The sequence below is a fragment of the Luedemannella flava genome (genome assembly GCF_039528515.1).
GTDB classification, from domain to species: Bacteria; Actinomycetota; Actinomycetes; order Mycobacteriales; family Micromonosporaceae; genus Luedemannella; species Luedemannella flava.
Window position 1 is genome coordinate 1 of the sequence record NZ_BAAALT010000370.1, and the last position, 8,684, is coordinate 8,684.

Below are 8,684 nucleotides of genomic sequence, written 5' to 3' on the forward strand. Positions count from 1 at the left end.
CGTGGTCGCCGTCGCGCAGCGCGGTGCCCAGCGCCACGACCTCGTCGACCTTCTGCCGGGCGAAGGCGAGCCGCTCCGTCAGCGACGGGTCCAGGTCGGTCTCGGTGTCGAGGTCGACCGGCACGTGCAGCAGCGAGCCGGCCGTCGACACCGCCACCTGGTCGGCCAGGCCGGTCAGTGTCGCGCCGACCGACGCGGCGGCGCGCAGGTCCGTACGCCAGATGTTGCGCCCGTCCACCAACCCGGCCACGATCGTGCGCCCGGGGATCGGGCCGCACCCGGCCAGCCGCGCCAGGTCGCCCGGCCCGGCCACGAGGTCCAGCCCGATCGCCTCCACGGGCGTGGCCAGCAGCGCCGGCAGGGCGGCGCCCAGCTCGCCGAAGTAGCTCGCGACGAACAGTCCCGGTCGGTCGCGCAGCGCGCCCAGGGCGTCGTAGGCGTCGCGGAGCGCCAGGATCTCCTCGGCGGACCGGTCGGCCGCGTAGGCGGGCTCGTCCAGCTGCACCCACGCGACCCCGGCCTCGGCGAGGTCACGCAGCAGGTCCGCGTACACGGTGACCAGGTCGTCGAGGCGGTCCAGCGGCCGGAACCCGGCCGGTGCGTCCGCCGCCGGCTTGGCCAGCAGCAGGAACGTGGCCGGGCCGACGAGCACCGGTCGGGTGCCGATGCCGAGCGCCTTCGCCTCGGCGTACTCCTGGAGTGGTTTGGTGGGGTTGGCGGCGAAGGCGGTGCGCGGACCGATCTCGGGGACCAGGTAGTGGTAGTTCGTGTCGAACCACTTGGTCAGCTCCAGCGGCGGCGTGCCGGCGGTGCCGCGCGCCATGGCGAAGTACTCGTCCAGGGGCGGCAGGCCGAGGACGCGGAACCGGTCCGGCACCGCGCCGACCGCGACGGCGGCGTCGAGCACGTGGTCGTAGAGCGAGAACGTGTTGGACGGGATGCTGGCCAGGCGCGCGTCGCGCAGCGTGCGCCAGACGTCGGCGCGCAGCGCGGCCGTGGTCGTGGACAGGCCGTCGGCGTCGATCGTGCCCGCCCAGTAGGCCTCGACGGCGCGCTTGAGCTCGCGATCGCGGCCGATGCGGGGGTAGCCGAGCACGGTGCTCGGCCCGAACGGAGGTCGCATTGCGGGTCCTTCCCCTCGAAGGACCACGCGGGAAGGCGCGGCAGGGCACGGCGGCCTCGCCCGGACCCGCCCGCGGGGTCGTCGGCGGCGTGCGCGGTCGCGCACGCGGTGCGGGCAGGTCTTCGGACTCGCGGGCGCGACCGTTGCCGGTCACCTACTGGCCGTCGCTTCCCAGGCGCTCACGCGCCCAGTGCGTATGACGGCGGTCGTTCCCACTCACCGCTGCGGGGCAGTCCCGGACTCACACCGGGTTCCCTCTTACGACGCCGCCAATCTGTCGGCCGGCGGCGAACCAGCACTGCCGGCCATCCTACGGGCCTGCGCGGCCGGCGGGCACCACCATGGGGGTGCCTGTCGGCGGTCCGGAGTGATCGCGACCCGCGCTCAGGCTGTCCGGCCGTACTCGACGAGCGCCCAGGTGAGCAGCGCGAACGCGGCGGAGGTGAGCACGGCGCGGGCCAGGTTCCACCGTGACCACCGCGTCTCGTCGAACGCCGCGCGCACCGCTTCGGGATCGGCGTCCGGCCCGGCGGCCTTGAGGCCGTCGTTGAGCGGCACGTTGACCGCGATGGTGACGACGACGGCGCCGAGATAGAGCACGAACGCCGCGACCAGCCACGGCAGCACCGGCCGGGTGTCGGCGGTGAGGTGCAGGCCGGCGGACAGGCCGGCGAGCGCCAGAGCGCCGAGGAAGCCGCCGGCCAGGAACAGCGGGTTGAGGATCGCCCGGTCCAGCGCGGCGAACACGCGCACGAACGTCGCGTCATCGACGCGCCGCAGGCCGGGCATGATCGCGTTGGCATAGATCACGAAGACCCCGGCCATGAGTCCCATGTCGACAGTGGCGGCGATCAGCACCACGACCCGCAACGTCCCCATGCCACCCATCATGCGCGCCGACGCCCCAAGACCGCCGGCCCGTCGCCGTATCCAAGATTGCGGTTCTGTGCGCAGGAGCGCAGCTGGGCTGCGCTCCCGTACATGAAACCCCGATCTTCGTGCTGACCGCGGCCATCGTCCCCACCAAGAGTGGGCTTATGGCGAGGCGCCCAGCCACCTTGCGCCATCTGCGCACAGATGGCGGAACTCCACGCGCTCCGCCCCGCCATCTGTGCGCAGATAGCGGGGTTCGGGCGAGCTTGGCTCGCCAGATGTGCGCAGTTGGCGAGTCGCGGCCCGCGACTGCCCGCCACATGTGCACATGTGGCGAGGTCCAAAGGGGAAGCGCCCGCCACATGTGCACATGTGGCGAGGTCGGGCGCGTGAGAACCCGCCACATGTGAACATCTGGCGAGGTCCAGCGCGTGAAGGGCCGCCACATGTGCACTTATGGCGAGGGGAGCGCATCGGCGCCCCGCCAGGTGTGCACATGTGGCGGGCTGGGGAGGAGGAGCCAGGTCAGGAGGAGCTGAACGCCGCGTCGAACGCCGCCGACGGGGGGTCGAACGCCAGGCGGCGGACGAACTGGACCGCCTCCGCGGCGCCGACCAGGCGGTCCATGCCGGCGTCCTCCCACTCGATCGAGATCGGGCCGTCGTACCCGATCGCGTTGAGCGCCCGGAAGCAGTCCTCCCACGGGACGTCGCCATGCCCCGTCGACACGAAGTCCCAGCCGCGGCGCAGGTCGGCCCACGGCAGGTGGGACGAGAGCCGGCCGCGCCGGCCGTCGCCCACGCGTACCTTCGCGTCCTTGCAGTCGACGTGGTAGATCCGGTCGGCGAAGTCGAGGATGAAGTTCACCGGGTCGAGGTCCTGCCACACGAAGTGCGACGGGTCCCAGTTGAGCCCGAACGCCGGCCGGTTGCCGATCGCGTCCAGGGCCCGTCGCGTCGTCCAGTAGTCGTAGGCGATCTCACTCGGGTGCACCTCGTGCGCGAACCGCACCCCGACCTCGTCGAACACGTCGAGAATCGGGTTCCACCGGTCGGCAAAGTCCTGATAACCCTTCTCAATGAGAGATGGGGGTACCGGCGGGAACATCGCCACGTAGTGCCAGATCGACGATCCGGTGAACCCGACGACGGTGTGCACGCCCAGGCGGGCCGCCGCCCGGGCGGTGTCCTTCATCTCCTCGGCCGCCCGGTGGCGCACGCCCTCCGGCGACCCGTCGCCCCAGATGCGGGCGGGCAGGATGCCCCGGTGGCGCTCGTCGATCGGGTTGTCGCAGACCGCCTGCCCGACGAGGTGGTTGGAGATGGCGTACACGTTGAGGTTGTACTTCGCGAGGGTCTCCCGCTTGCGGTCCACGTAGGACGGGTCCGCGAGCGCCCTGTCGACCTCGAAGTGGTCGCCCCAGCAGGCGATCTCCAGCCCGTCGTAGCCCCACTCGGAGGCGAGCCGGCACACCTCCTCGAAGGGCAGGTCGGCCCACTGGCCGGTGAACAGCGTGATCGGTCGTGCCATGTGAGTCCTCCCGAGATCAGACGGTCGTCCAGGCGCCGGCGGACGCGCTGCGCTCGACGGCGTCGAGCACCAGCTGCACGCCCAGCGCGTCGGCGAACGACGGCCGCAGCTCGCCGCCGGTCGCGACCGCGTCGATGAAGTCGCGGGCCTGGTGGGTGAACGAGTGCTCCCACCCGATGACGTGCCCCGGCGGCCACCAGGCCGACAGGTACGGGTGGCCCGGTTCGGTCACCAGGATGCGCCGGAACCCCTGCTCCGGCCCGGGCAGCCGGGCGTCGTAGTACTCCAGCTCGTTGAGTCTTTCGAGGTCGAACGCCAGCGACCCGTGCTCGCCGTTGATCTCGATGCGCAGCCCGTTCTTGCGGCCGGTGGCGAAGCGGGTGGCCTCGAACGTGCCCACCGCCCCGCCACCGAACCGCGCCAGGAACAGCGCCGCGTCGTCGACGGTGACCTCCCCGAACCCCGTCGCCGCGACGCCGCCCAGCCCGGCCGCCGCTTCGCCCGGCAGTGGGCGGGAGCGGACGAACGTCTCCGTCAGCGCCGAGACGGACGCGATCGACTGCCCGGTGACGTACTGGGTGAGGTCCACGATGTGCGAGCCGATGTCGCCGAGCGCCCCCGACCCGGACCGCTCCTTGCGGAGCCGCCAGACGAGGGGAAAAGCAGGGTCGACGATCCAGTCCTGCAGGTACACGGCCCGCACGTGGCGGATCGCGCCCAACCGTCCCGACGTGACGTACTCCCGCATGAGGGCGGCGGCCGGCACGCGGCGGTAGTTGTACCCGCACATGGAGCGCGCGTCGGCGGCGGCCGCGGCCGACGCCATGGCGCGCGCCTCGTCGAGGCTGTTGGCCAGCGGCTTCTCGCACAGGACGTGCTTGCCGGCGGCGAGCGCGGCGAGCGCGATCTCCGCGTGGCTGTCCCCGGGCGTGCAGATGTCGATCACGTCGATGTCGGGCCGGTCCACGAGCGTGCGCCAGTCCGTGGTGGACTCCTCCCAACCCAGCTGGTGGGCCGCCGCCGACACGCGATCGGCGTGCTGACCGGCGACGGCCACCATCCGGGCGCGTAGCGGCAGGTCGAAGACGCGGTTCACGGTGCGCCACGCCTGTGAGTGCGCGGCTCCCATGAACGCGTACCCGACCATGCCGATACGCAGCTCCTGTGCGGACACGAGTGCTCCTCTAGGACTTGAACCCGAGCGGGATGTACTTGTCGACGTTCTCCTTGGTGATCGTCTCCGACTGGAGGACGATCAGCTTGGGAACCTGGAGTTCGACGAGGTCGGACAGGCCCTTGCCCTGCCCGATGAGGCGGGCCAGCGAGATCGCCGAGGACGCCATCGTGGGCGGGTAGGTGACCGTGGCCTCCAGGGGCGTGTCGCCGGCCTTGATGTGGTTCATCGCGTCCAACGAGCCGGCGCCGCCGACCATGAAGAACTCCTTGCGGCCCGCCTGCTTGATCGCGGCGAGGACGCCGACGCCCTGGTCGTCGTCGTGGTTCCAGATCGCGTCGATCTTGGGCGCGGCCTGGAGCAGGTTCGCCGTGACGTCCTGCCCGGACTGCACGGTGAACTGGGCCGCGACCCGGTTCGTCACGCGCAGGCCGTAGGTGGCGAGGGTGTCCTTGAAGCCGCGGGAGCGGTCCTGCGTGAGCGGCAGGCTGTCGATGCCGGCGATCTCGGCGATCACCGCATCGGACCTGCCCCGCAGCTTCTTGCCGATGTAGTGCCCGGCGGAGACACCCATGCCGTAGTTGTCGCCCTTGATGAGCGTGAACGAGGCGGCCGCGTCGGAGAACTCCCGGTCGAGGTTGACCACCGGGATGCCCGCCTCCATGGCCTTCCTACCGGTCGCGGTCAGCTGCGCGCCGTCCTGTGGGAGCAGGACGATCACGGTCGGCTTCTGCGCGATGAGCGCCTCCAGCGCGGCGATCTGGGCGGGCGCGTCCTTGCCGGCGTCGACCTGGGTGAGCTTGACGTCGGAGTACTTGGCCGCCTGGGCCTTCGCGTTGTCGGTGATGGCCCGGATCCAGCCGTGGTCGGCGGCCGGGGCGGAGAAGCCGATGGTGACGGTCGCGCCGGGCGCCGCGTTGGCGCCGGTGGCGGCCGCGCCGGTCTGCCCGGTGTTGGCGGGCTTCTCCGGCTCGTTGGACGTGCACGCCGCGAGCAGGCCCGCGCCGGCGATGGTCGCGCCGCCGAGCAGGATCCGACGCCGGGACAGGTCAGTGTTCATGAGGGTGGCCTCCTGAATGAGGGTGTGCGGGGCCTGGCCACCGTCGATCGCGACGGTCGCCTGGGGTGATGGCCGGACTAATTTCGGCGCAGCTGAGAGACCCGGAACTGCTGGACGAGGACGGCGCCGACGATGATGGCGCCCTGGGCGATCAGCTGCCATTCGAGCTGCAGGTTGTTGATGATGAACAGGTTCGTGATCTGGGTGAACACGAGGACGCCGAGCAGCGAGCCGACGATCGTGCCGCGACCCCCGGAGAGCGCCGTGCCCCCGATGATCGCCGCGGCGATGGCCTGCAGCTCGTAGAGGTTGCCGTGGTCGGACGAGCCGGCCGTGGCCTGGGCGGTGACGATGAGCGCCGCGATGCCGCAGCAGAGGCCCGACAGCGCGTACAGCATGACGGTGTGGCGGCGGATCGGGATGCCGGCGAGCCGGGCCGCCTCGGGGTTGCCGCCGATGGCGAAGGTGTGCCGGCCGAACGTGGTGCGGTTGAGCAGCAGCCAGCCCAGCGCCCCGACCCCGAGCATGATGAGCACGAGTACGGGTATGCCGAGCACCTTGTCGATCGCGATCTGGTTGAGCGCGTCGACCGTGTTGATCTGTGTGAGCTTCCCGGAGATCTTCTGCGCCAGGCCCCGGGCGGCCACCATCAGCGCGAGTGTGGCGATGAACGGCACGAGCCGGCCGTACGCGATGAGGACGCCGTTGACGACGCCCGCGCCGGCGCCGACGGCCAGCGCCACGAAGATCATGACCCCGACGCCGTAGGACTGGGTCGCGAGCGTGGTGCACCAGACGCTGGCCAGCGCGAGCAGCGCGCCGACCGACAGGTCGATGCCGCCCGCGATCATCACGAACGTCATGCCGACCGTGATCACTCCGATGCTGGACGCCTGCTTGAGGACGGTCAGCTCGTTGGACCACAGCCGGTCGGCGTCGAGGAAGATCTCCGGGTGGGTGATCGCCCCGATCGTGTAGAGGATCAGCAGGACCGCAACGAGCCCGAGGTTGCGCCGCACGGGCTCGCTGCGGTCACTGCGCCACCATCCCGAGTGCGCCGTTACTCCGACGGTGGTGGCGGTCACGGCAGGCTCCCTTCGAGGAGTGACCCCGCCATGACGAGGTCGAGAACGGTGTGTTCGTCGAGTTCGGTGGCGGGCGCCTCGCGGACCACGCGGCCCTCCCGCATCACCAGCACCCGGTCGGCGAGACCGAGCACCTCCGGCACCTCGCTGGACACGAGCAGGACGCCCACGCCCTCGTCGGCGAGCCGCCGGATCACCTGGTAGAGCTCCGCCCGGGCGCCCACGTCGACGCCCCGGGTCGGCTCGTCCAGAATCAGCAGCCGGGTGCCGCCGAGGAGCCAGCGCCCGACGACCACCTTCTGCTGGTTGCCGCCGGACAGGGTCCGGACCGGCCGTCTCACGTCGCGCGGCCGCAGGTCGAGCGACTCGGCGACCGGCTCCACGGCCGCCCGCTCGCGGGCCGCCTGGGTGAATCCCGCCGTGGTGAAGCGCCCGCCGCTGGCCAGGGTCACGTTCCGGTAGATCGGGTCGGCCAGGATGAGCGCCTGACTCTTGCGCTCCTCCGGCGCGAGGCCGAGGCCCGCGCGCACGGCCGCAGCGACACTGCCGGGTCGCAGCGACCGGCCGTCGACCGTGACCGTCCCGCCGTGCGCCTTCCGCGCGCCGAAGATGGTCTCCAGCAGCTCCGAGCGCCCCGAGCCGACCAGGCCCGCGATGCCGACGATCTCGCCACTGTGGACGGTCAACGACACGTCGGCGAACTCGCCCGCACGGCTCAGGCCGTCGACGGTGAGCAGCGGCTCGCCGCGCTGCGCGACCTCGGGGCGCGGCGGGAAGACGTACTCGATGGATCTGCCCGTCATCCTGCCGACCAGCTCGCGGGTGGGAGTCGTGCGGGCGTCGAGGTTCGCGGCCGTGGTCCGCCCGTCCTTGAGGACGGTGACCCGGTCGCCGATCTCGCGGATCTCGTCGAGCCGGTGCGAGATGTAGATGACCGCGATGCCCTGCGCGGTCAGCTCCCGGATCACCCGGAACAGGTTCGCGACCTCGTCGTGGGCGAGCACCGCGCTCGGCTCGTCCATGATGAGCAGCCGCGCCTCGCGGGAGAGCGCCCGCGCCATGCTGACGATCTGCTTGGCCGCCGACGGCAGCTTGCCGACCTCGCGGGCTGCGGGGATCTCCGGATGTCCGAGCCGGGCCAGGATCGCGGTGGCGTCCCGGCGCGCGCGGCTTCTGTGGACAAATCCGAGGGTACGGGGTTCATTGCCGAGAAAGATGTTCTCCGCGACGGTGAGCCCGTCCACGAGGTCGAGCTCCTGGTAGATCGTCGCGATGCCGGCCTTCATGGCGGCCTGCGGGCTGGCGAAGGTGACCTCGGCGCCCTGCCACTCCACGCGCCCGCCGTCGGGGCGGTGCACGCCGGAGAGCACCTTGATGAGGGTGGACTTGCCGGCGCCGTTCTGCCCGAGCAGGCAGTGCACCTCGCCGCTGTTTACTTCCAGCTCGACGCCGTCGAGTGCCTTGACGCCCGGAAATGTCTTCACGACGTCGGTGAGCTTGAGGACGTTTTCTGTCATGACGGCTGCTCGAAGGCTAGTTCGGAGGCCAGGTACGCGGCGCCGACGACGCCGGCGCGGGGGCCGAGCTCCGACATGACGAGCGGCAGGTTGTTGGTCGCGAGGGGGAGCGAGCGGCGGTAGACGACGCTGCGGATCTCGGCGAGCAGGATGTGGCCGAGTCCGGCCAGGCCGCCGCCGATCACGATCATCGACGGGTTGATGAAGCTGACCAGGCCGGCGAGCACGTCGCCGACGCGGCGGCCGCCGTCGCGGATGAGCCTGATGCAGGCCACGTCGCCCTCGGCGGCGCCGGCCGCGACGTCGTCGGCGGTGACCGCGC

7 protein-coding genes, 1 pseudogene and 1 riboswitch are annotated in these 8,684 nt (G+C 71.4%); all 8 genes and pseudogenes read right to left on the reverse strand.

Annotated elements, in window-relative coordinates; translation table 11 throughout:
• A pseudogene (locus ABD211_RS33720) lies at positions 1-1,123 on the reverse strand (5-methyltetrahydropteroyltriglutamate--homocysteine S-methyltransferase); the annotation flags it as partial.
• A gap of 96 nt (positions 1,124-1,219) precedes the next feature.
• Positions 1,220-1,435, reverse strand: a riboswitch (cobalamin riboswitch).
• A 72-nt stretch (positions 1,436-1,507) separates the two neighbouring features.
• Positions 1,508-2,002, reverse strand: a complete 495-nt coding sequence (locus ABD211_RS33725) for an anthrone oxygenase family protein (RefSeq protein WP_344140694.1) — start codon at positions 2,000-2,002, stop codon at positions 1,508-1,510.
• A gap of 519 nt (positions 2,003-2,521) precedes the next feature.
• Complete coding sequence (locus tag ABD211_RS33730; RefSeq protein ID WP_344140697.1) at positions 2,522-3,526, reverse strand: sugar phosphate isomerase/epimerase family protein; 1,005 nt, start codon at positions 3,524-3,526, stop codon at positions 2,522-2,524.
• Positions 3,527-3,542: 16 nt separating this feature from the next.
• Positions 3,543-4,673 (reverse strand): Gfo/Idh/MocA family protein, encoded by a 1,131-nt coding sequence (locus ABD211_RS33735; RefSeq protein ID WP_344140709.1) that lies wholly within the window; start codon positions 4,671-4,673, stop codon positions 3,543-3,545.
• A gap of 37 nt (positions 4,674-4,710) precedes the next feature.
• Positions 4,711-5,760: a substrate-binding domain-containing protein gene (locus ABD211_RS33740; protein WP_344140700.1), complete on the reverse strand. Its 1,050-nt coding sequence runs from the start codon at positions 5,758-5,760 to the stop codon at positions 4,711-4,713.
• Positions 5,761-5,837: 77 nt separating this feature from the next.
• Positions 5,838-6,845 carry an ABC transporter permease gene (locus ABD211_RS33745; protein ID WP_344140702.1) on the reverse strand — a complete coding sequence of 336 codons (1,008 nt, stop codon included), beginning with the start codon at positions 6,843-6,845 and terminating at the stop codon, positions 5,838-5,840.
• Positions 6,842-8,362 carry a sugar ABC transporter ATP-binding protein gene (locus tag ABD211_RS33750; RefSeq protein ID WP_344140704.1) on the reverse strand — a complete coding sequence of 507 codons (1,521 nt, stop codon included), beginning with the start codon at positions 8,360-8,362 and terminating at the stop codon, positions 6,842-6,844. The genes ABD211_RS33745 and ABD211_RS33750 overlap by 4 nt, the downstream gene beginning before the upstream one ends.
• Positions 8,359-8,684: ROK family protein (locus ABD211_RS33755; protein WP_344140706.1), on the reverse strand; the 326-nt coding region annotated here is incomplete at its 5' end. The genes ABD211_RS33755 and ABD211_RS33750, both read right to left, overlap by 4 nt.

What these genes read in the sequence shown, in the direction of transcription:
- ABD211_RS33730 (WP_344140697.1), bottom strand. Translation starts at nt 3,526, where the DNA reads ATGGCACGACCGATCACGCTGTTCACCGGCCAGTGGGCCGACCTGCCC.
- ABD211_RS33725 (WP_344140694.1), bottom strand. Translation starts at nt 2,002, where the DNA reads ATGGGGACGTTGCGGGTCGTGGTGCTGATCGCCGCCACTGTCGACATG.
- ABD211_RS33740 (WP_344140700.1), bottom strand. Translation starts at nt 5,760, where the DNA reads ATGAACACTGACCTGTCCCGGCGTCGGATCCTGCTCGGCGGCGCGACC.
- ABD211_RS33735 (WP_344140709.1), bottom strand. Translation starts at nt 4,673, where the DNA reads ATGGTCGGGTACGCGTTCATGGGAGCCGCGCACTCACAGGCGTGGCGC.
- ABD211_RS33750 (WP_344140704.1), bottom strand. Translation starts at nt 8,362, where the DNA reads ATGACAGAAAACGTCCTCAAGCTCACCGACGTCGTGAAGACATTTCCG.